The organism is Mesorhizobium sp. M1A.F.Ca.ET.072.01.1.1 (assembly GCF_004023325.1).
GTDB lineage: Bacteria > Pseudomonadota > Alphaproteobacteria > Rhizobiales > Rhizobiaceae > Mesorhizobium.
This window is the reverse complement of record NZ_RZSF01000617.1, coordinates 1-1,564: the sequence shown is the minus strand read 5'-3', so window position 1 is coordinate 1,564 and position 1,564 is coordinate 1. Positions and strand designations below refer to the sequence as shown.

Genomic DNA, 1,564 nt, shown 5'->3' with positions numbered 1-1,564 from the left:
GTCGTAGGGCTGCAGGGAAGGTTCAACCGCCAGATCGATCCGGCCCGCCGCTAGCATGGCGAAGGCATAACATTCCCCACCGTACCGGGTCATCTTGACCGCGCTGTTCAGCCGCTCGAAGCCAGCTTTGAGATCGCCGTGAAAATGTTCGGGGGAGTTGGTGTGGAGAATGGCGTCGGAGAGGGTGTCGATGCCACGCGTCCTGAGTGGCTGGGGCTCACCGGCGCGCTGGCGCCATGAGCCTGTCGCGTCCGCCCAGAACCGTTCGCCGATATAGGGCTGGCTGAGCATCCCCATCTCGGCGCGCCCGCGAACCGTCAGACCGATGAGCGTTCCCCAGACGGGAATGCCGCAGATAAAAGGTCGAGTTCCGTCCACGGGGTCAAGCACCCAACGCCAGTCGCTACCGCTGCCCGTCTCGCCGAATTCCTCGCCAAGTACCGCGTGTTCGGGAAACTCCGCCATTATAGCTGCACGTAACGCGATTTCTGCTTCTCGATCCGCCTCGGTCACCGGATCGAATCTATATCCGGGCTTCGGCTTGGTATCGACGGCAAGCTCGACCATATAGCGGGGCAGCGTCTCGGCATCCGCCAAATCAGCGAGACGGTGCAAGAATGATGAGGCCGGTGGCTTTGACATGTGTCACCTTGGCAAGGATTTAGAAGATCATTGGCTCGTCTGCTCGGAGCCGGGGAAGGCAATCCACGATTTGGAAGCTGAAGAACTGACGCTGATCTCGGAAAGCAGAACGCCCCGCAGCCCTTCGTAAACGTCTGCAATTGGCACCGGGAGCGCACCTCGCCAGTTTCGGCCGGCTTCAAGCGCAGTCGCATAATCGCTGTATAGAACGGCGAGTGCCTCGAGGTAACCTTCAGGAGAGCCCGCCGGCAGACTGGTCGCAAGTTGCGCATCCGAGGACATGTCGCCGTGGCCGCGACGATAGGTAAGGTCGCCTTCGCCGAGGCGGGACGCCGTGAGTGTCTCCGGTGCCTCCTGACGCCACTCGAGGGTGGCCTTCGAGCCGACGATCTTGAAACGCAGGCCGTTGCGGTGGCCCGGAGCGGCAAGAGAGGACCACAAAAGGCCGTTGGCGCCGCCCTCGAATTCCAACTGGATCACGTCAGTGTCGTCTAGCCCGAAGGAGTCAACGGTTCGCATCAAATTGGCGTTGAGTGCGGTGCACCGGAGTCCGGAAACAAATTCGAGGATGTTGAAGGCGTGGGTTCCGATATCCCCCAGCGCGCCCGTCGGTCCCGCTTTTGCCGGGTCGCCGCGCCATACCCCGCCCTTGCCCAACTTCGAGGGATCGTTGACCAACCATTCCAGCAGGTACTCTACATGCATGAAGCGTACCTGGCCGATTTCGCCCGCGCGGATGCGAGCGCGGGCGTCTCGGACCATTGGATAGCCTGTATAGGTGTATGTTACGGCGAAGAACGTCTCGTTTGCGGCAGCGATCCGCTGGAGCTCGCGCGCCTCTTCTGAGGAGTGGACCAGTGGCTTTTCGCAGATGACGGGAATCCCCGCTTCGAGAAACAATTTGCACGGCTCGAAATGGAGA

The 1,564-nt window shown here is 61.1% G+C and carries 2 protein-coding genes; both read right to left on the bottom strand.

The genetic code is table 11. From position 1 onward, the window contains the following. Nucleotides 1-615, bottom strand: a 615-nt coding sequence (locus tag EOA32_RS36970) for an inositol monophosphatase family protein (protein ID WP_245499529.1), incomplete at its 3' end; no start/stop codon positions are given. A gap of 54 nt (nucleotides 616-669) precedes the next feature. Next, a partial coding sequence (locus EOA32_RS36965) for a Gfo/Idh/MocA family oxidoreductase (RefSeq protein WP_145971507.1) occupies nucleotides 670-1,564 on the bottom strand: 895 nt, incomplete at its 5' end.